Consider the following 22503-nt stretch of genomic DNA (forward strand, 5'->3'; position numbering starts at 1 on the left):
CCTTTCATCGCGACGTAGGCGGGGCCGAGTGACTGGGTGTCCTCAGCCCCGCCAGTCGGGGCTTCAGCTCGACACTGGCGAGTCAGCATCGGTGGGTGCCGTCTCGCCGGCGGTGGGCGCGGCCGGTTTGCGGCGCAGTGCGCCCCAGACGATCAGGGCGAGTCCTACGAGGAGGAGCGCCCATGGAATCCACAGGCTGATCAGACTGAGCAGCATCGATGTCGATGATGCTGTATCGGCGGCGGCGGTGACTGATTCGTCGTCGAGCGTGGTGTCCAGTGCGAGGACCGGCATGAGGGCCACCTCGTCACCATCGACCGAGATATTGGCGATCACTTGCTGTTTGAGGGTGCCGTCGACGGGTGTGCCGAGCGTCGCGTCCGCGGACAGGCCGAGCGTGGAATCAGCGGTGTAGCTGATCGGCACCGGGTTGGGCAGGCTCGGGAGCGCGGCTGTGATCTGGTCGCGGGTCGACGGGGGAAGAAGTGCGGCGATCTGGGCGATCTGCTCCTTGGGCAGGGCCGGGGGCAGGCCTCCGGCGATAGCGGGGTCCTTCAGTGGTCCACGAGCAGTGACGGTGTAGTTGAGGACCTCGCGGCCGGCCACCGTTGATGAGCCGTTGCTGATCATCGGGAAGGTCGACTGGGCGCGAAGTCGTAGAGAGTGTATTCCGCACCGGCGTCGGGGTTGATCGGAAGTCCGATGGTGAGACCCTCGTGCTCTTCGACTTGCTGACCGGTGGGGGCGTCCGCGGCCCCCATGGTTGTGCGGTCGATGGCGTAGGTGTGGTTGGTGGGCAGGCTCACCCCGTTGGGGGCGTTGACGGTGAAGTCGTCATGGACGATCGCGGTGTCGCCTTCGGAGTCGGAGACGTAGGTGTGGCGTACGACAGAGACGGGAACGTCTCGGGCAACGGCATTTTGCATGTCTCCGGCCTGCACTGCAGCAGCATTGAGAAGGGTGCCGGTACCGGTGAAGGTGTTGGTGACGTCAAGCGAGGTCGGCATCTTCGAGACGCTGGGTTCGACCACGAATTTGGTGAGGGCCGCAAGCACGACCAGGATGACTCCGAGGACTATCAAAACGATGGACGATCGCCGAATCGGCATGGCTCTCCTAGAAGTTCGTTGCTAGCTTCGATGGGGATGGGTGGGTCAGTGGGTCGGTCGCTAGTGACCGCGGGTGATCGATTCCTTGAGGTGCGGGGCCTCCTCACCGATTTGGGGTGTCATCGCCGTGTCCGGTGTGCACCACAGTGGTGGTAGGTAAGGTCAGTAGTCGGGTGCGGGTCGAGTCGATGATGGTGGGGAAGTCGGAGTAGCTGCGTCCGGTCGCGCCGGGACCGCCGGAGAACAGGGTCCGGTGGTGGGGGTGGTGCCTTGGGCGAACTGTTCTGTGTCGATGCTGCTGCGGCGCAGTGGTATCGCGATTCCGGTGCAGTCTGTGAAGGGTTCCAACCTGCGGTCCTTGAGGGTTGTATGGGTGATTGCAGCAAAGACCGGCCTGGTCGTAGCGGCGTGTGGCGACGTGGGGGTTGTGTCCTCGATCGGTGGTCGCAGGGGTGGGTGACCCGGTGTGGCGGGTCAGTTCAAGGGCGGTGAACGAAGTTGAGGGTGGGCTCGTCGAGGTGGCCGCCGTCAGGGGTGGGGGTCTTGGGCCAGCGTTGGTCTTCGGTCAGCCGAGGTCGCCGCCTGCAACGGGCAGCACTGTCCCGGTGATGTAGGTTGCTTCGTCAGAAGCAAGGAAGCAGATCGCGGATGCCTGCTCGTCCAGGGTGCCGTAACGCTTCATCAACGATGAGTCGATGGTTTGGTCGATGTGGGCTTGAAACCAGCCTCGTTCGACGTCTGTCCGTGCTTTGGGGGTCCCACGCGTGATGCGTCGCGGCGGTGCTTCTGTACCTCCTGGAGCGGTCGCGACGACTCGAATGCCGCTGGTGGCGTACTCGACTGCGAGCGACGCCGTCAGGGCGTTGATCCCGCCCTTCGCGGCTGAGTAGGGAATTCGGTGAATGCCCCGGGTAGCGGCGGAGGAGACGTTGACAATCACTCCGTGTCCTTGGCCGACCATGCCTGGTAGGACTGCGCGGCAAGTGTAGAGCGTGGTCAGCAGTGAACGGTCGATTTCGGCTCGAACCTCCGTGCTGGAGAACTCGGTGAACGGTTTGAAGTTGATAGCGCCACCGACGTTGTTGATCAACACGTCGATTCGTCCGTATTCGGTGATAGCGCGGTGGGTAGCATGCTCTGCGCCCTCGTAGTGCTCGAGATCGGCGGTCACGGTTACCGCGGGGATCTTCGGCCCGAGTTCGGCGCGGAGTTCTTCAACCAGTTCCGATCGGTCGACGAGAACGAGTGCGCCGCCCTCGGCCGCGATCCGGCGTGCCGTTTGTGCGCCAATGCCTTGTGCCGCACCGGTTACCACGACCACTTTGTCGGCGAAACGCCCTGGCGTGACAAAGCGGGGACGCTGAGAAGCGAGTTCGTCTTCCATCGCGCGCCGCATGGTCTGCTTCGCCCGGTCGGCGTGTACTGCGACCAGCTCGCGAGCCGCGTCACGATCTCGTGACTCGAATGCTTCGACCATGTCGACATGATCACGAGCGCATAGGGGATGGCACCAGGTCGCGTTGCGCAAAACCTCGCTCATGCGCCCCTTTACACCGAGCGCTCTGTAGGCCTCAAGCAGATGCTTGTTCTTGGTCTGCGCGAAAAGGTAGTCGTGAAAGGCCGCGTTGGTCTCGGTATATTGCTCGGCGTCGACGAACGCTTCGCCCGCCACATACGGCAGAGTGGATTCGGCGAGGAGTCGATACCCTGACAGCTGCTGACTCGACATTCTGCCCAGCGTGAGTTCTACCGCACCCAGTTCCAGCGCGGCTCGCGCTTCGAACAGGGCGTCGGACTCGTGGAGAGCAGGATGCTCCTCGCCGATCTGATAGCCCTGCGACCCGACCACCGGCTTGTACTCGATCGGTTGCGTCGCAGCTGCAGCTGGGCTTGCAAGGGCACCGGGAGCCGGATGATCCGGCCGGGTGGTGATGAGGGGGTTGAGTACGCGCTGGTCGAAGATTGTTTGTCCGGCGATCGATCGTGTGCAACCGGTGATCAGGGTGGCAGCCTCGTGAAGCACACCCACGGACGTTGTGTCGGCCAGCCACACTCGTTGATTGCCCACCTGCAGCTTCGTCTCGTCGGTTCGTGACGGCGGAATGGTGTCAGTCCAGGCATTCACGTAACTCGGGCGGAATATGAGTTGGCCGGCGACCGACCGGGCGTCAGGTGAGGGCAACAGTTCGTCGCCCCGAAGAGGGCCGGTGCTGTCACCATCCGAGTGGTTCTCAATCTCGACCGGTGCGGCGGTACCGTTGGATGCATCGATGCTCGCGGGGGCGGCCGCCAGTGCGAACTTTTCGTAGTAGAACCCGATGGGCGCGACACCGGTATCGGCGAGGTGAGTTCGGACGGCCTCGACCATTGGCGGGGGGCCACACAGGTAGACAGCGGCTTCCCCGTTGTGGAGGTGTTCGGGGGCCATGAGGCTGGTCACGTAGCCCTTGTTGGCAGCGGAGCTGTCTGGATCTGCTACGCAATGATCCCAGCTCAAGCGAGGCATGTCGGCTGCAAGGCGGTCAATTTCGTCGACGGCGACAAGGTCGGCGTCATTGGTGACCCCGTAGATCAGGTGGACAGCACGCTCACTACGAGTGGAGCGCAGCGACCTCAGCATAGACATGATCGGTGCCAGACCGGTCCCGCCGGCAAGCATCAGCACGGGTCGGTCTGCTTCGCGGAGGAAGAATGAGCCGTGCGGTCCGGTGAAGGTGATGGCGTCACCGACTTTGGCGCGCTCGGAGAGGTAGGTCGACATCGCTCCACCGGGGCTGAGCTTCACCAGAAAGGTCAGGCGGTCGTCGTCGGGGTCGTTGGAGAACGAGTACGACCGGGTGATGGGGGTGCCGTCGGGACTGTCGACACCGGGCACCGTGATGTTGACGTACTGACCGGGTAGGAACGCAAGTTCTGATCGGTTGGGGATGTCGACTGACATCCGCATGGTCGACGCAGATAACCGGTCGAGTTCGGTCAGTTCGCCAGCGAAGGTCGAGGCCTGCGTCTTGGCAATGTCGGAGGTCGCCGGGATCTGGAGCACGAGGTCGGAACGAGGCTGCATGGAGCAGGGCAGCACATAACCCTGTGCGGCTTCGGCATTGGACAGCGCGTCCTCGATGTAGGTGCCGCCGTCATAGATTCCGGACTCGCACAGGGATTTACAGGTGCCGCACGCCCCGTCCCGGCAGTCGAGGGGAATGTTGATGCGCTGGCGATAGGAGGCGTCGGCAACCGTTTGGTCCTCACGACAGGAGATGAATCGGGTGACCCCGTCCTCGAATCCGAGTGCCACCCGGTAGGTCGTAGGTTCGGGCGACGTTCCACTTGTCGTGGTCCGCCGGCCGGTCGTGACAGTCATGAGGGTCCCTTAGAAGTGGTAGATGTCCACCACGTGGTGGATGTAATCGTTCTTGAGCACGATCGTCTTACGCCGGATGAGTGGCTGCTCGCCGGAGAAGTCGATTGTGTAGAACGATGTGCCGTAATACGGGTCCACCGTCTTGTAGCGGAAATACATGGTGTGCCAATTGAAACGAACGTCAACGATGTCCCCGCGCCGCTCGATCACCTCGACGTTGCTGATGTTGTGGCTGGTGCGTGGCTCCGGAATCGATGTCGCGGACGACCGCTCAGTGCGGATCCGAAACACCCGGTCTTCGAGGCCGCCTTTGTTGCCGTAGTAGATGAGCGAGATGTCGCGGTGGGGGTCTTCCACCAGGCGATCGTTGTCGTCCCAAGACGGCATCCAGTAGACGACGTCGTCGGCGTAACACTCAAGCCATTTCTCGAACTCGCGGTCGTCGAGGTAGCGAGCTTCGCGATAGAGGAACTGTTCGATGATGTTCTGCGTGATGAGTGTGGTACCAACGCCGGAATCGTGGACTCCGGCGGTGGATGGGGTGGTGGTCATAGGTCACTTCCATCGGTCGGGCCAGTCGGGCCGGTCGTGTCGCACAACAGCGAAACCTGATGCGCTAGGCCTTTTTGGCTACAGATTCCTCAACTTCGAGACCTCGTCGCATGGTCTGGAGCCAGTAGCCGTGCTGTACGGGGTAGAGGCCTTCGTCTTCGTTCTTGAGGCCGGCAGAGATGACGCCCGGCATGCCCAGCGATTTGGCGACCTCGTCGGGGCCGGTGAGCCAGTGCTCAGCGCCCCGGCTCATGTCGTTCCAGGGCGCTGCGGTTGCCTGGAATGTGAGCTGGCATGACCGGAACTCCTCGAGATCATCGGGGGTGGCCATACCGGATGCGTTGAAGAAGTCCTCGTACTGGCGGATGCGGTGTGCGCGAGCGGAGTCGCTCTCACCCTTGGGGGCGATGCAGTAGATCGTGACCTCGGTCTTGTCCGGGGTGATGGGGCGGAAGTGGCGGATCTGTGTGGAGAACTGGTCCATCAGATAGACGTTCGGGTACAGGCACAGGTTGCGCGAGCCCTTCACCATGAACTCGCCCTTGGCGGCGCCGAACTGCTCTTTCAGCTCGTCCATTTTCTCCCACAGTGGACGATCTTGGGGGTTGGCCGCCCAGGTCCACAGGCAGAGATGCCCGTTGGGGTAGGACCAGTAGCCGCCGCCGGACTTGCCCCAGCCTCCGGCGTCGAGGGCCTTGGTGTCGTTCTTGGACTCTCCGGTGTTGCGACGCGAGGTCGTGGCCGCGTAGTTCCAGTGTGTGGCGGTGACGTGATATCCGTCGGCGCCGTTCTCCGCCTGCACCTTCCAGTTGCCGTCGAAAGTGTAGGTGGATGATCCCCGCAGCACCTCCAGGCCGTCAGGCGACTGGTCGACGAGCATGTCGATGACTTTGGTGGTGTCACCCAGGTGCTCTTCGAGCTCGACGACATCGGGGTTGAGGCTGCCGAACAGGAAGCCGCGGTAGTTTCCGAACCGGGCGACCTTGGTCAGGTTGTGCGATCCGTCGACGTCGAAGGTGGAGGGGTAGCCCGCGCCGTCAGGGTCCTTGACCTTGAGGAGGGTGCCGTCGTTGCGGAAGGTCCACCCGTGGAACGGGCACGTCAGGGTGGAGCGGTTGTCGGTCTTACGCCGGCAGATCATCGCTCCGCGGTGCGCGCAGGCGTTGATGAGACAGTGTAGTTCGCCGCTAGTGTCGCGGGTGATGACGATGGGCTGGCGTCCGATATAGGTGGTGAAGTAGTCGCCTGGGTTGGCCAGTTGGCTTTCGTGGGCGAGGTAGATCCAGTTGCCTTCGAAGATGTACTTCATCTCCAGCTCGAAGATCTCGTCGTCGGTGAAGATTCTGCGGTTGGCGCGATAGACGCCCTCGTCTCGGTCGTCGATCACCGCGTCTGACAGCACCGACGCGACATGACTGAGGTGGGTGGGCAGCGGAACGCCGGGGACGATTGCAGTCATAGGAACCTCCGGTGAGCGGTGTGTGCACTTCGTTGTGCGTGCTAGATGTGGTCCGTCGGGTCTTGGGACGGCGTGAGTTGACCGCGTCAGAGATCGTCTGGATGCGGTGAAGCTTGAAAGTGGTTGCCCGGCAATCCTGTTGGAATGCGGCGAGCGGCTTCGAACGGGTGATGTCGACACCGTTGGTTCTGTTGGATCTGTGGCGGGTAGTACGAGCGGTTCGGTGTCGGAACGTGGGGGCAGCGGGTCAGGCCTAGACTCAGCTGTTTACGGTCTCGCGGCAGATAGGTGAGGACATCCGGCAGCTGCTGGGCCGATGCTGCGGTGTACTGCAGTGTCCACGGCGCTGGCAGGGGCCCCGGTCAAGGACTTGCGTCGACGTTTGTCGAGGTATGTCTCAACTGGATCGCTGAGGACGGAATCACTGAGCTGCATCATCGTCTTCATGAACCGCCGTGCGGCCCACGCGACAGGTTTCGGTGGTGCGGGGACGTCGTGGGCGCGTCGCAGATCGTCGGGAAAGAAGGCAGTGATCAGTGCGCGGCCGAAGAACTGCAACGGTCGCGGGAACCATGTGGCGGCAAATCGGTCGGCGCCCGCGAGTGTGCCGTCTCTGCTGGGCGCGTGAACAGGCCACGGTCGGTGTTGATAGTCGTGGACGTAGGCGACCATGTCGGCGAACGATGCAGGGAACTGGGCCAATTCGGTGACCGACTGGCCAGCGGGAGTGGTGAACTGGTCAGTGATGTCGGACCAGAACAGGTATGCCGCGCGCTGCTGTTTGGGGTGTGAAACCGCGCAGCCCTAGGCTGGTGGAGGCAATGTGGACCAGCGTGGCGTTGAGGCAGAGGATATAGATGTAATCCTCCGGGTCGGAAAACCCTGTGGGGTAATCGCGAGCGAAGTGCGCGTGGTATTTGTTCACCATGCTGATCGATTTTTTGGTGGCGGCTGCATCTGGTCCGTGCTCAAACCACAGCAGCAGATGGTCGACGGAGTCATCGCGTCGTTTAACCGATTGGGTGAGGAACTTTCCGGTGCCGTTGCGGAGCACCGCATCGTTGACCGCCGGGGAGATGCCTGCTGCGGGAGTTCCGACGGTATAGAACCAGTCCATCTGCATCGCGTTTGCCCGGTAGAGCGTGGTCAGCCGCACAATCTCGACGTAGTCGACTTCAGGATCGAGCTCGGCGATACGGCGGTCGATCCATTTGCGTGTGGGTTTGTCACGGGTGGGGTGTGTGATGGCCATCGTTGAACCTTCTGTGGTCGCGAGGTGAGCGTCGGGGATCAGCTGAACTGGTAAATGGACTTGAGCTGCTGGTAGGCGGCGAGTCCTTCGGGGCCGAACTCGCGGCCGATGCCGCTGGACTTGACGCCACCGAACGGGCCCACCGGGTCGGGGGCGTATCCGTTGAGTCCGATGGTGCCGGTCTGTACCGCTCCCGCGACTGCCATGGCCCGCTCGGGGTCGCTGGACCATACGGTGCCGCCTAGGCCGTAGTCGGAGTCGTTGGCGATTCGAATGGCGTTGGCGTCGCCGTCATGGGCGATGACGGTCAGGACTGGGCCGAAGATCTCCTCGCGCGCGATGGTGGCCGTGTTGTCGACGTCGGCGAACAATGTCGGTTTGACAAACCATCCTTGGTCGAGGCCGGGCGGTGTACCCGCTCCGCCCACGACAACGCGGGCACCTTGGGCGGTGCCGACGTCGATGTAGCCGCTGACGCGATCGCGCTGGTTCTTGCTGGCCATCGGTCCGATGAGGGTGCTCTCGTCGAGGCTGTCACCGACCGGTGCTGAGGTGATCAGATCGGCGAAGGTGTCGACGACCTCGTTGTATCGGTTGCGGGGGGCGAGGATCCGGGTGCCGAGGAAGCACACCTGTCCGTTGTTGGCCAGGGTGGATGCGAACAGGGACTGTCCGACGGTGCTCAGGTCGAGATCGGCGTCGTCCAGGATGATCGCGGCCGATTTTCCGCCAAGTTCCAACGAGACCGGGCGCAACAGTTCGGCACAGGCCTTTGCGACGGCTCGACCACCCGTGGTCGAACCGGTGAAGGCCACCTTGTCCACGCCGGGGTGGGAAACGAGGTACGCCCCGATGTCGCGGCCACCGGGCACAATGCTCACCACGCCGGGCGGGACGCCGGCGGCCTGTGCGGCTTCGGCGAGGAGGTAGGCGTCGAGCACGGTTTCGGGGGAGGGTTTGATCACGATGGTGCAGCCCGCGGCGAGTGCGGGTGCGAGCTTGGTGGCGGTGAGGGTTTGCGGGACGTTCCAGGGAACGATCGCGGCGACGACACCGACCGGACTGCGTCGAACTGTGACGGTTTTCGAGAGCATGCCGTCTCGTACTTCCTCGAGGGGTTGTTTGCGTACGAGGCCGGCGTAGTAGCGAAACAGCACCGAAGGTAGAACTTCCAGCTGGCGTGCGATCGCGATGGGCATGCCGTTCTGCTGAGAGACTGCGCGGAAGATGTCCTCGGCCCGGTTGTCGTACTCGTCGGCGAGGCGGTCGAGGACGTCGGCACGACGTGCGGGCTCCCATTCGGCCCAGCCACCGGCCTCGTCGAATGCCCGTCTGGCCGCGGTGACGGCTGCGTCGATGTCGGCCTTGCCAGCTTCGGGGACCGATCCGATAACGGCTTCGGTCGATGCCGAATAGACAGTGATGCGGCTGTCGGATTGAGGCTCAGTCCAGGTGCCGCCGATGAATAGGGAGTGGTGGTCGGTGGTCATGATTAGTCCTTCGCTGGAGTCGGTGGTGGGCATGGCGGTCGGGGCTTGATGTCAGGCGTCGGCGATGGCTCTCTCGGTTTCGGTGAACACGTCGGCGGATGGCTCGGTGCGCTCAGCCGCAGGCGCCTCGGTTCCTCGAAATGGGCAGCGCGCGCCGTCCGATCCGACGTCAGTGGTGTTGCTGTGGGTTGAGGCCACCGATCGAGTCGGTTTGGCCTTGCGCGCGCGATGGAGCTCGGGCAGAGATTGTTCGGGATCGGCGGCGATCCGTTCGCTCGCGGTGAGCCCGATCCGGATGGCGCCTCTCATCACGGCCCGGACGATTCGGTGTGGCCGTTTGATGCCGTGCACAGTGAACACGAAATCGGGGTAGAACGAGGTGACGAGCGCGTAGGCCAAGGGGTGCAACCATCGGGGAAAGTACCGCTCGGCGAACGGACGCAGGATGACATCGGCGACTTCGGGTCCCAGCGGGTTTTCGGGCCACTGCAGGGACTCATACCAATCCATATAGGCGTTGATTCCCGCGAAGTCGGCGGGGAACCCCTCAAGTGGTTGGTCGCCTTCGTCGGCGATGTTGGTGAAGAGTGCGGCCATTCTGGACCAGAACTCCCATGCCGCGATCTGGACTTTTTCGTCAAATCCGCTCATGCCCAGGCTCAACCGCAGCCGGTGCATCATCGCTGCTTCGTAGCACAGGGTGTAGACGTAGTCTTCGTTGAAGCCGAACCGTCCTGGATACTGCTTGGCCCAGTACCGGTGAAGCTTGTTGAGCGACTTGACCGATCGTTGCGTTGCGGGGTGTTCTGGGCCGTTTTCCCACCACACGAGCATGTGGCGGCTGGTGTCGTCCATACGCTTGTTGGGGTTGGTGTAGATCTTTCCTTTTCCGTCGCGCAGTACAGCATCCGCGCCGCGGAGGGTCACGAGGAATCGTGGGAAAGTGATTGCATACACCCAGTCCATGAGGAAGTCATTGACGTAGTAGGTGCTCGACAGCGACCAGATTCGTTCGTAGTCGGTGTGCGGATCGAGTGTGGCGATCTCGTCGGCGATCCACTTACGTGGTTTTGTGCGCGCCATCAGGTACTCCTGGACGTGTTGGGCCGAAGGTCAGCGTCGCGCCACTGGCGTGACGGTCTCGGGTGGTTTGGGGCCTCGGTTGGCGCCCTTGGTGGGACAAGCGACCGCTGTCTTGGCGCTCACGGCCACTTCGAGTGTGCCCAAGCGGGTGATTTCGACAGAGATGGTGTCTCCATCGTGGATCTGACCGATACCGGCGGGCGTGCCGGTGGTGAGGATGTCTCCGGGGTGCAGGGTCATCACCGAGGAGGCGTAGGCCAGCAGGTCGGCAACTCCCCAGATCAGGGCGGAGATGTCCGCGTCCTGGCGAAGTTCACCGTTGACGCGTGTTTGCAGGCGCATGGTGGATAGGTCGCCGGCTTCGTCGGGAGTGACCAGGAATGGGCCGACGGGAGTGAAGGTGTCGAAGGACTTGCGGGTTGACCGATCTTCGCCTCCCCGCATCGTCATGTCCAGTAGGCATGTGTAACCGGCGATGTAGTTGGGAGCCTCGGAGGCAGTGACGTTGCGGGCGGTGGTGCCGATGACGAAGGCGAGCTCACCTTCCTGATCGAATCGGCGGTCCGTGTAGGGCAATTCGACGGTTCGGCCTGCCGCGAGTACCGAGGTGGGTGCTTTGAGGAAGACGCCGAGAGCGTCGATATGGGCATCCTCGTTCATTTCCGCTTTGTGGTCGAAATAGTTGACCGGCGCGGCAATGATTTTTCCGGGGTCGGGAACCAGGGGCAGGATCTCCACGGTTGCGGCGTCGAAACCGGGGAGCCCGAGGAACTCTTCCGCAGATGTCGGGAGTGTCGCACCGTGGTGTTCGAGGAGCCTGCGCATCGGGCTCAGGCCAGCAGTTGATGCAGGTAGTCGGGAGCCGACGTCCATGATTCGTGTGTCGTTGTCGACGAGCGCGCCGACCGATTCGTAGCCGGAAGTCGAACGGAAACTGGTGTATTTCACAGGGGGTCCTTGAGGGTGGATGTAGGTGCTGTGTCGGAAGTCGCGGTGGGATCGGCGTACAGCCACTCCACGTCGCTGTAGTCGTCGGCGGCCCGTAGTCGGAAGACTCGATTGCGAAGTGCGAGGAGCGTCGGGTCGTTGGTGTGCCACAGTGCGCCCCAGGGGCGGGCTACTTCTTGGCACCGTGTCGCCCGTTCGACCCGTGCGATCTCGTATTTCTTGAATGCGACCTGTGGTTCGTCGTGGTGCTCGCCGAGAGCGTCGCCGAGTGCCAATGCGTCTTCGAGGGCTTGGCATGCGCCTTGGCCCAGGTACTGCAGCATGGCGTGCGCGGCGTCGCCGATCAACACCGCATGTTGGCCGGACCAGGTGTGCAGTGGGGTGCGGTCGCAGACCGGCCAGTATCGGGTTTTGTCGATTTGCTGGGCGGCGCGTTGGACTTCGGGGCATGTGATCGCGAATGCGGCGTCGAACTCGTCGAGATGACCGATGGGTTCAGTCTGCCCGGCGGGACGGTCGTAGACGGCGACCTGGTTGTACATGGTGCCGCTCCGGACCGGGTACTGGATGAGGTGCACTCTCGGCCCGATCCACAGCAGTACTTCGTCGCCACTGACATCGCCGGGAACGTCGGCGATGTCGATCGCTCCGCGGTAGGCGATCTGGCCGCTGAATGTCGGTTCGGTGGTGTCGAATATGCGGCGCACTCGTGATTTGATGCCGTCGGCGCCGATCAGCGTTGCTGCCCGGTAGATGGCACCGTCGGTGAACTGCACGCGCGCTTCGTCGCCGGTGTCGTCGGCACTCACCACGGTGCGGTTGTTCTCGAGGGTGATGCGTGGTTCGGCGCGACACGCCTCGAGGAGTGCGGCGAGGATGTCACTGCGGTGCGCCACGACATACGGGTAGCCGAAGTGCTTGACGCATCGCGCACCGAGCTGCAGCGTGGTCAGCAGCTCGCCGGTGACGGCGTCGCGGATCAGAGCCCGCTCGGGGAAGACCGCTTTCGCCGCGATCGACTCGTAGACGCCCAGCTGGTCGAACGCGCGCATCGCGTTCGGGCCGAGCTGTAGTCCGGCCCCGATCTCGCTGAACTCGGCTGCTTGTTCAACCAGGTGAACGCGACGTCCTGCACGGGCGACGGCCAACGCGGTTGCCAGACCACCGATCCCGCCGCCGACTATCAGCACATCGAGTGGATGATCATGGACCGAGCCGTTGGCCTGTGTGGCGATCTTCATGCCGGCACCTCGGAGCGGCGGAACAGCTCGAGTGCCTCGAGAACAGGGGCGTCGCTGGTGGTGAACACATCCATGGTGGTTGTGGCTTGCAGTTGGTGGATGCACCACGACGGCACCACGAAGATGTCCCCGGCGGTCAGGGAGTAAACCTCCCGCCCGAGTGTCACCGAGCCCGACCCGTTGAGTACAGCGCAGACTCGCGTTCCGGTCTGACGATCGACAGGGGTGGCAACACCGGGCGAGATGCGCCGCATCTCACACCTCAGCGTGGGCATCACGTCCCGATCGCGGCTGGGGTCGCGGAACCGCAGCTCGGCGTGGCCGCTTGCGTCGGCTTCCAGGAGTGCATTCAGGGCGGCGTCGGTGTCCGCCCAGCGGTAGACGGTCAGCGGGGAGAACGCCCGATCGTGCGAAATCTGGCTTACCCCGGTGGGCACCAGGCCCGGCCCCTGCCCGTACCGCTGCTCGGAGAGCGACTGCGGTGCAACGGATTGATCGGCTTCGGCGCTTGGCCCTTCTTCGAAGAACACGGCGTCGAGTGCTGCGACGATGGGCAGGTCCAACACGTCGAGCCACATCATCGACTGGTCGCTCGGGTTGTGGTGTTCGTGGAATGTCCAGGCCGGAGTCAGAACCAGATCGCCACGCTCCATGACGATGGGGTCTCCGTCGATGAGGGTGTAAACCCCGCCGCCGTCGAGCACGAATCGCAGGGCCGACGGCGTATGTCGATGGGCGGGTGCCAGTTCGCCTGGCTGCAGAAACTGGACGGCAGCCCACAGAGTCGATGAAATGAACGGTTTACCGCCGAGGCCAGGGTTGGACAGCGCCAGCACCCGACGGTCGCCGCCGCGGTCGATAGGCACCAGCTGGCCCGAGCGCTCCGCCGCCTTCCTCAGCTCGGCGGATCCCCATACGTGGGGTACGGCACTCACTTTGGGATTTGGGGTCAATAGTCCCCGCATTTCCCACAGGGGCTGTAGGTGCAGCTCGTCGATGTCGGCGTAAAACCCATCTAGATGGGGATTGTCCGCGTGATAGCGCATCGCTGTACTCGCAATCTTGATCATGCACAACCACTAGGCTGTGGCGTGACTCACACGGTAGTACGTATACGAACCAATTACAAGTGGGCAGGCAAAGTCGGCTTGCGGTTGATCTACCGTCGGTGTTCTATGTGTACTAACGATCAACGCGAGAACTCGACGAAAAAGGGGCGGAGTGGACAGCAGTTCGATGATCAGCCCGCTCGGAGCGCCTGGACACCTACTTCGTAGGGCACAACAGGTACACACCGATTCGTGGGCCGTGTTGGTGCCGTGCGTGACGGGTCCGCAGTACGCGGTCCTCGTGGTCGTAAACGGTTGGGACAACATCGATCAGAAGACCGCTGGCGTGCTGGCGTCGCTAGATAAGGCTACTGCAGCGGGTGTGGTCGGTCGTTTGGTCAAGAATGGATGGCTGGAGCGCGCACAAGACGACGCAGACCGCCGACGCCGTCTCCTGCGTCTGACCGATCGTGCGAGCGCGGACTTCCCCGCGATCTCACGTGCGGCCAGGGACGTTCAGACACACTTGCTGTCTCCTCTGCCGGCAGGGGAACGTCATCTATTCGTCGAGCAGCTCGGCGCCGTGGCCCGGATCAACGATCTTCCCGTGCAGGATCAGACGGACTCCGTGCACGGCCTGCGGCTGGCGTACACACCGGGCTATCTGTTGCGCAGGGCCCAACAGTTCCACACCGGACAATGGGCGACCATGGTGCCAGACGTGACCGGGCCCCAGTACGCGGTCTTGTGGGCAATCGCTGAACGCAAAGTCGCGACTCATACAGAGATCGCGACACTCGCATCTCTGGACTCGTCGACCACGCTTGACATAGTGCGGAGGCTGACAGCGCGAGGCTGGATCGTTCCTGTCGCCGATGTGGTCGACAAACGCAGCCGGCCTGTCCGGCTTGCGGAGCCCGCGATCACAGCGCTGCGGTTCATCGAACCCGCAGTCAGCGGCGTGCAGGCAAAACTCATCGAGCCACTCACGGAAACTGCCCAGACACAATTCATCGACAACTTGCGTCTGGTAGCTCGGCTTGCACCCGGGAGCCATACATATCGAACCCACCCGACCGAGGGAATCGTGTAGAACTCGTTGTGCATCCGACTGCGAGCCATTCGCCGGCGCCGTTCGAAGAGCATTCAGCCCTTGATTCGCCGACACGTCGCCGCATGGGCGGTAAACCCGTGACGTCACCTCAGACGCGGCACAGTGTTGTCGGACTTGGGGGCCGGGGGGCCATGCGCGCCTGCGTTGATGGTGGACTGTGGCTGGGGTGCAGGGCTGCTGTCGGCGCTGTATCTGGATGAACACGACGCCTGCACCTACTTCATGGCACGAGTGTTGCGAATCTCGGAGGCGAACGACTACGAAATGAGTGCCGTCACGAATGCGCTGCCGTGACCATGTACGCCCAGGTCGCGGCGCGGTCGACGATGTGCGCTCAACCGGCGCCGCGTGAGCGATTAGGGGTTGCCTATCATCTCGTTAGGGTCGAGGACGAACTTTGTCGCCGCTCCGGTGTCGAACTCCGAGTACCCGCGAGGAGCCTGTTCGAGCGGTATTACTTGGGCGTTGACCGCTTTAGCGATCTCGATACGATCGTGAAGAATCGCATTCATTAATGGCCGGTGATACTGCATGACAGGACACTGGCCGGTAGCGAGCGACAGGGATTTCGCCCATCCTGTCCCCAGGCTGAGTGACAGCGCGCCTCGTTTCGCCGATGCGTCGACCCCTCCCGGGTCGCCGGTGACGTAAAGACCCGGTATTCCGATGGATCCGCCCGCCGCTGTCAACTCCATGAGCGAGTTCAACACGGTGGCGGGTGCTTCGGAGGAGGTGCTGTCTCCATGGCCCCGTGCCTCGAAACCTACGGCGTCGACCCCGCAATCGACCTCGGGTACCCCGAGGAGCTGCTCGATTTGATCTCGGGGGTCGCCGAGGGAGACGTCGACTGTCTCGCACCCGAACGATTTCGCTTGCGCCAACCGGTCCCTATTGAGGTCTCCCACAATGACCACTGCGGCACCCAGTAGCTGTGCGCCCGCCGCGGCCGCAAGGCCCACCGGACCGGCCCCGGCGACGTAAACCGTCGATCCCACACCGACGCCGGCCGTGACGCAGCCATGAAATCCAGTGGGAAGGATGTCCGACAGCATTGTGAGGTCCAAGATCTTTTCGGGCGCCTGTTCCCTGTTGGGGAACTTGAGCAGGTTCCAGTCTGCATAAGGAACCATGACGTAGCGTGCCTGTCCGCCGACCCACCCGCCCATGTTGTCAACGGCCAGTTTGATGTCCCCGCTGGTGGCCAGGTAAAAGTCCCCACCCTGTGCGGGATGTTCTAGGTGGGTGGTACCTCCGTTCGGTGTGTCATGCGGTAGGAGTCGCCGTCGGTGATGACGATGGTGGCGTGGTGCAGTAGCCGGTCGAGGATGCTGGCGGCGGTGGTGTATTCGGGCAGGAATCGTCCCCATTGCTCGAAGGGCCAGTGACTGGCTATTGAATAGCCCCGGGTTTGAATAGCCCCGGGTTTGTCGGAGGCTCTCGAACCTGTGAAGGATGGAGAGCATGGCAGCACCACGGAAGTACAGCGTTGAGCTGAAGGAGCGGGCGACGCGGATGGCGGTGGAGGCCCGTCGGGACCCGGCCACGCGGCCAGGAGCGCTCAAACGGATCGGCGATCAACTCGGTGTGCACCCTGAGGCGCTTCGCACCTGGGTTAAGCAGGCCGAGATCGATGGCGGCGTACGACCAGGTACCACGACCAGCGAGGCTGAGCGGATCGCGCAGCTGGAACGGGAGAACCGTGAGCTGCGGCGCGCGAACACGATCTTGAAGCAGGCATCGGCTTTCTTTGCGGCGGAGATCGACCGCCCACAGCGTTGATCGTGGAGTTCGTCGCCACGCATCGCGGCGAACACGCCAGTCGATCCGATCTGTGTGGCCCTGAGAGATACGGCTGCCCAGATCGCTCCGTCCACGGTACGAGCCCATCTGAGTTGTCGACGAGTCGAGGCGCCACGTGTGGTCCGTGACCGTGAGATCCTCGGTGAGATCCGCACCGTACATGCCGACAATTTCGGCGTCTACGGTGCCCGCAAAGTTCATGCCGAACTGCGCAGGAAGGGTATCGGCGTGGCCCGGTGCACTGTTGAACGGTTGATGAAAGCTGATGGGCTGCAGGGGATAACGCGATTGAAGACGCGGAAGACCACTTGCAGCGAGGGGGCCGAAACGCCACAGCCGGCAGATCGTGTCGAACGGCAGTTCACCGCGGCGGCGCCCAACGCGCTGTGGGTGGCGGACCTGACCTACATCCGTACGCATTCGGGGTGGGTGTACGCCGCGTTCATCCTCGACGTCTTCTCGAGGATGGTCGTGGGCTGGCAGGTCTCGACCACCATGCACACCGACCTCGCTCTTGACGCCCTGGACATGGGGTTGTGGGCGCGCTCGCGTGCCGGCCAGGATGTGGCCGGGCTGATCCACCACTCCGACCGCGGAGTGCAGTACCGGGCCATCCGCTACACCGAACGTCTCGCCGACGCTGATGCGGTGACTTCCGTTGGCTCCAAGGGTGATTCGTACGACAATGCGATGGCCGAGGCATTCAACTCGTTGTTCAAGGCCGAGTGTATTCGTAACCCAGTCATGCGTCCGCGAGGTAGTTGGGGCGGTGTCGGCGAGGTCGAGATCGCCGTCGCCGAGTACATAGATTGGTTCAATCATCGCCGTCTGCACGGCGAGATCGGATACGTCCCGCCCGTCGAGTACGAGGCCAGCTACTGGTCCACCCACACGGTCACCAGCTACCGTGAGAACCCGGTCCCGGCCGTTGCTGGAACCAACTAACCGAGCCTCCAGCAAACCCGGGGCGATTCACCCTGCCAGATGTTGCATCTCCACTGCTGGCGGGGTGTGAGCTCATCTCCCCAGGAGTATCGATGCCCGGCGCCGCCACCGCGCGCGGCGTACTCCCACTCGGCCTCGGTCGGAAGGCGGTTGCCCGCCCAGTCGCAGTAGGCCGTCGCATCGGTCCATGACACGTGCACGACCGGGTGGTGCTGTCGGTCGGAGATGTTTGAGCCGGGTCCATCCGGGTGTTTCCAGTCGGCGCCTTTCACCGCCAGCCACCAGGGTGTCTGTTCCGCCCGGTGGAGGATCGCTGCACGGTCACCGACGAACGCGAGGTGGAACACGGCTGACACTCCGAACTGCTCAGCGGTGGTCACGTGACCGGTCTCCTTGACGAACGTCGCGAACTGCGCATTCGTCACTGGCGTCGCCGCGAGGCGAAAGGCCGGGAGGTCGACCCGGTGGACAGGCCGCTCGCCGTCCTGAGGGTATCCCTCCGCGAAGTGGTCACCCATGGCGAAGCGGCCCGCTCCGATGTCGACGAGACGTATCCGCGAACGTGCTTGCTGTGGTGTGCTCTTCGACGCGGTGGCGACGGCTGACGACGATCCTCGCGCGGGAACGGCCGAGGACGGCGCGCAGCATGGATCTCAATGCGGAAATGCAACGGCGCGCTTATGGTGAGACTCAGACGCGATCGAGCTTGCGAAATGAGGGACCGTAGAACGGCTCCTAGCGGTTACCGTTGCGTCATGTCATCGACCGGGGTTGTTCGAGAGTGGCGGTTCGGTGACGACTGGGGTGTCTTCGACTCGCAGGACTGTCCGGGTGGGGCATATGCGACGGAACAATCGCTGCGAGTTGAAGCTGTGGCCGATTTGAGCCAACCCACACCGTCGATGGGTTTGCGGCCGGGTACCGAAGTCGAGTTCGAGTGGACAGAAGCTGTCGAACCGATCAAGGGGATGCGTTATCTGGTAGCCGACGCGTGGCCGCGGGCTACGACAACCACTGCACCGCCACTGCATTCGACTCGGGCATTCTCCACCAGTTTGTGGATCAGCGTCGGCGAGCCCGGCCCCGACGGTTTAACGCTCATGCGACAAGATCTCCAAAAAGCGGTGGTCGCGGCCATCGACTGTCCCCCTCCCGACGTACCCTCCACTATGGGCACGGTGCAGCAATGGTTCGATGACGAAGGCTGGGGAGTACTCGATTCTCCTTCTATCCCAGGTGGTGTCTGGACGCACTATTCGGCAGTTGTCGGCACCGGTTTCCGTCGACTGCATCCGGGACAAGCCGTCGAGTTCACCTACGAACACGCCTGGCAGGACGGGTACGAATTTCGGGCAGTCTCAGTCAAAGAACTATGACTCGCAGGCCTTACGTTCATCAGTGGCAATTCATCCCGCTGCCCGCACGCAGGCCCGAGTAGATCGCTCGTGTCGAAAGGCGCCGAAGGACCGGGGGTGGTCCGATCACATGTGTCATGTGATCCTCGAACGATGAGTGGTGAGTGGGATGACCGCGACCTCCTTCGCGACCTTGAGCCAGCACAGTGGATCAGGAGGGGACTCGGCGACGCGAACCCCACAGAGGTGCGTTCTCTGGTACCTGCGGGTTTCGACCAGTACGCGCGGGTCCTGAACCCGGCAGAGATCGAGAACGCGAACCGTTCCGTCACCCCAGTTCGGTGGGCAGATGTCGCACGCGCATCTGGCGGGATTGCTCACGCAGGTATGCAGTTCGCGGCGATCAGCGCGTACACCTCGCCGAGCCGCATGTTCTGGACCTACGGCCCCCGCCAGAACAACGTGAGCGACGAGCTCGCGTCGAGGCACGTTTCTACTCTTGCCAGGTTGCTTGCGGGCCATACCAAGACGCCAGAGACCTGCTTCTACGGATTCTGGGAAGGCAACACCGCCTTCAGTGAAATCGATCCCACGGTTCCGCGGATAGCGCTGGGAAGCGACGGCTTTCGGTACTACATGCTGGGTGGCCCTATCAGTCGCGCCGGCGACAACTTCCACGGTTTGCTCGCTCACCTATGGTGGCCTGCGGATCGCGCCTGGTTCGTAGCGGCACATTTCGATTTCGACTGCATCTATGTTGGTGGTTCCGCCAGGTGTATCGACGATTTGATCGTCGCTCCTGATCTGGAGTCGTGGCAGATCAGTCCCGACCATCAGGTCATGTCTCACAGCGACAGTAGTGCCCCATAGAGTGGTGTAACTCGGTGGCCGAGATCGTGTCTGACGCTGTGTTGTTGACCGATGCAAAGCGGCCACCGCGTGATCCTTCGAGTCAACCTTCCACAGAATCCTCGAGGAGTCATCGCGATGACCGCACCCCATATTGTCGACCCTGCCGGCCTACTCGGCCAAGCCCTCGCAGACGCGTCGCCGGATCTGATGCGCGAACTGCTACAGACTATGATCAACGCCCTGCTCTCGGCGGATGCCGACGCCGTGTGCGGTGCCGAATGGAACGCACGATCTTCCGAACGCACCAACCGCCGCAACGGCTACCGTCACCGCCCCCTCGACACCCGGGTCGGCACCGTCGACGTCGCCATTCCGAAGCTACGCTCGGGCAGCTACTTTCCCGAGTGGCTCCTCGAACGTCGCAAGCGGGCCGAGTCAGCGCTGATCACCGTCGTGGCCGACTGCTACCTGGCCGGTGTATCGACCCGCCGGATGGACAAACTGGTCAAGACACTCGGCATCGACTCACTGTCGAAGTCGCAGGTCTCACGCATGGCCGAAGACCTCGACGAGCAGGTCGCCGCATTCCGGCACCGCCGCCTCGACGAAGCCGGACCGTTCACCTTCGTCACCGCCGATGCGTTGACGATCAAAGTTCGTGAGAACAAGCAGGTCGTCAAGGCCGTCGTGCTGCTGGCGACCGGCGTCAATGGCGACGGCCACCGCGAGGTGTTGGGCATGCAGGTGGCCACCAGTGAGACCAAGGCATCGTGGAACACCTTCTTCGCCGACCTGGTGGCCCGCGGCCTGGGCGGGGTGCGCTTGGTGACCTCCGATGCTCATGCCGGGCTCATCGAGGCGATCGCAGCGAACCTGCCCGGCGCGGTATGGCAGCGCTGCCGCACCCACTACGCCGCCAACCTCATGGCAGTGTGCCCCAAGTCCATGTGGCCGGCGGTAAAAGCGATGCTGCACAGCGTGTATGACCAGCCCACCGCCACCGCGGTGCACGAGCAGTTCGACCGGCTCCTCGAATACACCGACGGCCGATTGCCCGAGGTCGCCGACCACCTCGGCGACGCCCGCGAGGACCTGCTCGCCTTCACCGGGTTCCCCGACGACGTGTGGCGCCAGATCTGGTCTAACAACCCCACCGAACGGCTCAACCGCGAGATCCGCCGCCGCACCGACGTTGTGGGCATCTTCCCCAACCGCGACGCCATCATCCGCCTCATCGGCGCCGTCCTGGCCGAACAGACCGACGAATGGGCCGAAGGCCGCCGCTACCTCGGACTCGAAGTCCTCAGCCGCTGCCGACTTACCCTGACCACCGACACCCCAACACCGACGGAGGCGACCACCGATCCACTGATGCAACTACCCGCCTGACCCCCGAAGGATCAGAAACGAGTTACACCACTACTCGGGGCTTGACCACAGCGACAGGCTGAACCCGCTACCGCCCTCAGCACACTGACCTACCCATGCCGCCGCCTGATGTTTATCCCGCAACCCCCGCGGGGCCTGAAGGAGAGCAGTCTCCCTCTGCCCACGGGCAGTAAAGTCATGCGAGACCTGATCGCCCAATAGAGACCATCTCACGCAGCGGCCGACGCAGACCTTTCCGACGCTGAAAAAGCAGGTTCTGCGGCCCATTCTCGTGTGTCGCGAATCAGCGCCCACACGACATCGACGAGGCGTCGGGCGAGTGCAATGAGCGCGTGGACGTGAGAGCGCTTCTCGCGCCGCTTTCGCTGGTAGAACTCGCGGGACGGGCCGTCGCGTTGAGAGCTGTTGAGCGCGGCCATATTGAACACCTTGCGTAGTCCGCGGTGGTAGCGCTGTGGCCTGCGTAAGGTGCCGCGACGGTTGCCTGAATCATGGGGCACTGGAGCAAGACCGGCGTAGGCGGCGAGTTTAGCGGCCGATCCGAACGAAGTGAGGTCGCCGCCGGTGATCGCAACGAGCTCGGCGCCGCTTCGGGTGCCGATACCTGGAACGGATTCGAGAATCCGTGCGTGACGGTGGCGGCGAAATACCTCGGTGATCTGTTTGTCCAGCTCGGCGATCTGGCGTGTAAGCGCCATCAGGGAGGCCGCCGCCTGCTGCACGAGCAGGGCCGTGGTCGCCTCGCCAGGCAGAGCTATAGTCTGCGAGGCTGCCGCGGCGCGCGCCTTGTTGATCATCTTCGGAATGGTCGGTCGGCGGACGCCGTGCCCGCGGAGGTGTTCGTAGATCTCGTCGTCGGAGAGCGCAGCGATCGCAGATGGCGTGGCGAAGCGGGTGAGGAACGCCAGACCGGTCAGTGTTGAGTAGTCGAAACACCGCTCCAGTGCAGGGAAGATGCGGGTCAACAGGCCGCGCAGGCGGTTGATGCCTCGTGTGCGTTCAGCGACCAAGTCGTTGCGGTGTCCGGTCAGCAGGTCGAGTTCGATCGCGACGTCGTCGGGCGCGGTAATCGCCGAGAGGTCGCCACGTAGGCGGGCTGTCTGGGCGATCACGACCGCATCGCGGGCATCGGTCTTGCCCTCACCCGCAAAAGCGCCAGTCATGCTGTGCACGACCCGGCCGGGCACATAGCGGATCTCCTGGCGCCGCGCAGCCAGCACATGCCGCAGCAGCGCGGACTCCGGTGCGGTCATGTCGATCGCCCACACCACCAATTTCATGTCGGCGACCCGGTCTACGAGCGCTTCGATCGCCAGCTGATCGTTGGGAAGCCGCCGAGACCACAGCACCGTTCCCGCCTCATCGACCGCGGCGGCGTGGTGCGCATGTCGACCGACATCGATTCCTACCCAGACGATTTCGTCCATACTGCCCCTTCCGTATGCGTCTGGCTCGTCAGGGTGGTTTCGCCGGCACACCTTTACACAGCGACAAGCTCGCGAAC

General features: G+C 63.1%; 17 protein-coding genes and 4 pseudogenes. 5 read left to right on the top strand and 16 right to left on the bottom strand.

Going from position 1 to position 22503, the window contains the following annotated elements; translation table 11 throughout:
• Positions 1–63: 63 nt before the first annotated feature.
• The 12 genes and pseudogenes from RVF83_RS15620 to RVF83_RS15675 all read right to left on the bottom strand — a co-directional run bounded on the left by RVF83_RS15620 (position 64) and on the right by RVF83_RS15675 (position 13565).
• Positions 64–630, bottom strand: a complete 567-nt coding sequence (locus RVF83_RS15620; protein ID WP_005200061.1) for a porin PorA family protein — start codon at positions 628–630, stop codon at positions 64–66.
• Entirely contained in the window at positions 627–1109 is a 483-nt protein-coding gene (locus RVF83_RS15625) for a porin PorA family protein (protein ID WP_005200062.1), read from the bottom strand. The genes RVF83_RS15620 and RVF83_RS15625 overlap by 4 nt, the downstream gene beginning before the upstream one ends.
• Positions 1110–1169: 60 nt before the next feature.
• Positions 1170–1359: pseudogene (locus RVF83_RS15630) on the bottom strand (MBL fold metallo-hydrolase); the annotation flags it as partial.
• A gap of 315 nt (positions 1360–1674) precedes the next feature.
• On the bottom strand, positions 1675–4470 hold the full coding sequence (benC, locus tag RVF83_RS15635) for a benzoate 1,2-dioxygenase electron transfer component BenC (protein WP_005200063.1): 2796 nt from the start codon (positions 4468–4470) through the stop codon (positions 1675–1677).
• A gap of 9 nt (positions 4471–4479) precedes the next feature.
• Positions 4480–5022: a benzoate 1,2-dioxygenase small subunit gene (gene benB, locus RVF83_RS15640; protein ID WP_005200064.1), complete on the bottom strand. Its 543-nt coding sequence runs from the start codon at positions 5020–5022 to the stop codon at positions 4480–4482.
• Positions 5023–5086: 64 nt separating this feature from the next.
• Positions 5087–6481: a benzoate 1,2-dioxygenase large subunit gene (benA, locus tag RVF83_RS15645; protein WP_005200065.1), complete on the bottom strand. Its 1395-nt coding sequence runs from the start codon at positions 6479–6481 to the stop codon at positions 5087–5089.
• 739 nt (positions 6482–7220) lie between these two features.
• A complete protein-coding gene (locus RVF83_RS15650) occupies positions 7221–7733 on the bottom strand; it encodes a hypothetical protein (RefSeq protein WP_341261946.1) in 513 nt (170 codons plus the stop codon).
• Positions 7734–7771: 38 nt separating this feature from the next.
• Positions 7772–9223 carry an aldehyde dehydrogenase gene (locus tag RVF83_RS15655; RefSeq protein WP_005200067.1) on the bottom strand — a complete coding sequence of 484 codons (1452 nt, stop codon included), beginning with the start codon at positions 9221–9223 and terminating at the stop codon, positions 7772–7774.
• Between the two features lie 51 nt (positions 9224–9274).
• Complete coding sequence (locus tag RVF83_RS15660; protein WP_005200068.1) at positions 9275–10306, bottom strand: oxygenase MpaB family protein; 1032 nt, start codon at positions 10304–10306, stop codon at positions 9275–9277.
• Positions 10307–10336: 30 nt separating this feature from the next.
• Positions 10337–11044, bottom strand: a complete 708-nt coding sequence (locus RVF83_RS15665) for a fumarylacetoacetate hydrolase family protein (protein WP_255220813.1) — start codon at positions 11042–11044, stop codon at positions 10337–10339.
• Positions 11045–11250: 206 nt separating this feature from the next.
• Positions 11251–12495 carry an FAD-dependent monooxygenase gene (locus tag RVF83_RS15670; protein WP_005200070.1) on the bottom strand — a complete coding sequence of 415 codons (1245 nt, stop codon included), beginning with the start codon at positions 12493–12495 and terminating at the stop codon, positions 11251–11253.
• Entirely contained in the window at positions 12492–13565 is a 1074-nt protein-coding gene (locus tag RVF83_RS15675; protein ID WP_005200071.1) for a cupin domain-containing protein, read from the bottom strand. Before RVF83_RS15675 ends, RVF83_RS15670 begins: the two co-directional genes overlap by 4 nt.
• A 253-nt stretch (positions 13566–13818) precedes the next feature.
• On the opposite strand from RVF83_RS15675, the gene RVF83_RS15680 reads away from it, so the two are divergent.
• Positions 13819–14637, top strand: coding sequence for a MarR family winged helix-turn-helix transcriptional regulator (locus RVF83_RS15680; protein ID WP_005200072.1), 819 nt, complete (start codon positions 13819–13821; stop codon positions 14635–14637).
• Between the two features lie 377 nt (positions 14638–15014).
• Here the strand turns inward: RVF83_RS15680 and RVF83_RS15685 are convergent.
• Both RVF83_RS15685 and RVF83_RS15690 read right to left on the bottom strand, forming a co-directional pair.
• Positions 15015–15827, bottom strand: a pseudogene (locus RVF83_RS15685) (formaldehyde dehydrogenase, glutathione-independent); the annotation flags it as partial.
• Between the two features lie 65 nt (positions 15828–15892).
• Positions 15893–16057, bottom strand: a pseudogene (locus RVF83_RS15690) (ATP-binding protein); the annotation flags it as partial.
• A 62-nt stretch (positions 16058–16119) separates the two neighbouring features.
• Between RVF83_RS15690 and RVF83_RS15695 the strand changes: the two are divergent.
• A pseudogene (locus RVF83_RS15695) lies at positions 16120–17403 on the top strand (IS3 family transposase).
• Here the strand turns inward: RVF83_RS15695 and RVF83_RS15700 are convergent.
• Positions 17400–17921: an SUMF1/EgtB/PvdO family nonheme iron enzyme gene (locus RVF83_RS15700; protein WP_247602394.1), complete on the bottom strand. Its 522-nt coding sequence runs from the start codon at positions 17919–17921 to the stop codon at positions 17400–17402. The pseudogene RVF83_RS15695 and the gene RVF83_RS15700 overlap by 4 nt on opposite strands.
• 237 nt (positions 17922–18158) lie before the next feature.
• On the opposite strand from RVF83_RS15700, the gene RVF83_RS15705 reads away from it, so the two are divergent.
• The 3 genes from RVF83_RS15705 (at position 18159) to RVF83_RS15715 (ending at position 20999) form a co-directional block, all read left to right on the top strand.
• Positions 18159–18779: a cold-shock protein gene (locus RVF83_RS15705; protein ID WP_005199974.1), complete on the top strand. Its 621-nt coding sequence runs from the start codon at positions 18159–18161 to the stop codon at positions 18777–18779.
• Positions 18780–18911: 132 nt separating this feature from the next.
• Positions 18912–19628, top strand: a complete 717-nt coding sequence (locus tag RVF83_RS15710) for a hypothetical protein (RefSeq protein ID WP_168432612.1) — start codon at positions 18912–18914, stop codon at positions 19626–19628.
• Positions 19629–19745: 117 nt separating this feature from the next.
• The gene (locus RVF83_RS15715) at positions 19746–20999 is read left to right on the top strand and encodes an IS256 family transposase (protein ID WP_005199596.1); all 1254 of its coding nucleotides are present in this window, start codon (positions 19746–19748) and stop codon (positions 20997–20999) included.
• Positions 21000–21208: 209 nt separating this feature from the next.
• Here RVF83_RS15715 and RVF83_RS15720 read toward each other — a convergent pair whose 3' ends face one another.
• Complete coding sequence (locus RVF83_RS15720; RefSeq protein WP_005199851.1) at positions 21209–22426, bottom strand: IS110 family transposase; 1218 nt, start codon at positions 22424–22426, stop codon at positions 21209–21211.
• Between the last annotated feature and the right edge of the window lie 77 nt (positions 22427–22503).

This window comes from Gordonia rubripertincta, assembly GCF_038024875.1.
In the GTDB taxonomy this organism is placed as follows: domain Bacteria; phylum Actinomycetota; class Actinomycetes; order Mycobacteriales; family Mycobacteriaceae; genus Gordonia; species Gordonia rubripertincta.

Excerpts from the sequence above, each read along its gene's own strand:
- RVF83_RS15620 (WP_005200061.1), bottom strand. The coding sequence starts at position 630 with ATGATCAGCAACGGCTCATCAACGGTGGCCGGCCGCGAGGTCCTCAAC.
- RVF83_RS15625 (WP_005200062.1), bottom strand. The coding sequence starts at position 1,109 with ATGCCGATTCGGCGATCGTCCATCGTTTTGATAGTCCTCGGAGTCATC.
- benC (WP_005200063.1), bottom strand. The coding sequence starts at position 4,470 with ATGACTGTCACGACCGGCCGGCGGACCACGACAAGTGGAACGTCGCCC.
- benB (WP_005200064.1), bottom strand. The coding sequence starts at position 5,022 with ATGACCACCACCCCATCCACCGCCGGAGTCCACGATTCCGGCGTTGGT.
- benA (WP_005200065.1), bottom strand. The coding sequence starts at position 6,481 with ATGACTGCAATCGTCCCCGGCGTTCCGCTGCCCACCCACCTCAGTCAT.
- RVF83_RS15650 (WP_341261946.1), bottom strand. The coding sequence starts at position 7,733 with ATGGCCATCACACACCCCACCCGTGACAAACCCACACGCAAATGGATC.
- RVF83_RS15655 (WP_005200067.1), bottom strand. The coding sequence starts at position 9,223 with ATGACCACCGACCACCACTCCCTATTCATCGGCGGCACCTGGACTGAG.
- RVF83_RS15660 (WP_005200068.1), bottom strand. The coding sequence starts at position 10,306 with ATGGCGCGCACAAAACCACGTAAGTGGATCGCCGACGAGATCGCCACA.
- RVF83_RS15670 (WP_005200070.1), bottom strand. The coding sequence starts at position 12,495 with ATGAAGATCGCCACACAGGCCAACGGCTCGGTCCATGATCATCCACTC.
- RVF83_RS15675 (WP_005200071.1), bottom strand. The coding sequence starts at position 13,565 with ATGATCAAGATTGCGAGTACAGCGATGCGCTATCACGCGGACAATCCC.
- RVF83_RS15700 (WP_247602394.1), bottom strand. The coding sequence starts at position 17,921 with ATGGGTGACCACTTCGCGGAGGGATACCCTCAGGACGGCGAGCGGCCT.
- RVF83_RS15705 (WP_005199974.1), top strand. The coding sequence starts at position 18,159 with ATGTCATCGACCGGGGTTGTTCGAGAGTGGCGGTTCGGTGACGACTGG.
- RVF83_RS15710 (WP_168432612.1), top strand. The coding sequence starts at position 18,912 with ATGAGTGGTGAGTGGGATGACCGCGACCTCCTTCGCGACCTTGAGCCA.
- RVF83_RS15715 (WP_005199596.1), top strand. The coding sequence starts at position 19,746 with ATGACCGCACCCCATATTGTCGACCCTGCCGGCCTACTCGGCCAAGCC.
- RVF83_RS15720 (WP_005199851.1), bottom strand. The coding sequence starts at position 22,426 with ATGGACGAAATCGTCTGGGTAGGAATCGATGTCGGTCGACATGCGCAC.